This is a genomic window from Fructilactobacillus sp. X2R5C3 (assembly GCF_059901325.1).
The window spans coordinates 1-247 of the sequence record NZ_JBWXUY010000047.1 but is presented as its reverse complement, the minus strand read 5'-3'; the positions used below and the strand labels follow the sequence as shown (position 1 = coordinate 247).

The following is a 247-nucleotide window of genomic DNA, read 5'->3' as shown; positions in this document are numbered from 1 at the left end:
AACTTAGTTTGGCCAACGGCGCAAAGAAAAATTCAAAGTTAGAGTTAGGAGAACCATTATGAATGAAAAAGCTGTTCAGAATTTTTTTAAATTTGATTATCATGATCGTGGTATTAAAAAATGGCAGGGCTATTTTTTATCAGACCATACTAGCAAATTAAGTAAGTTAAGGAAGCAAAAAGCAGAACAACAGCAAAGAAAATTAGATGATCAAATGGATCATTCGAAAATTGATGAGGTTCTGCAA

The 247-nt window shown here is 32.0% G+C and carries 1 pseudogene; it reads left to right on the top strand.

Annotated elements, in window-relative coordinates:
• Positions 1-58 precede the first annotated feature (58 nt).
• Positions 59-247: pseudogene (locus AC6UDE_RS07115) on the top strand (hypothetical protein); the annotation flags it as partial.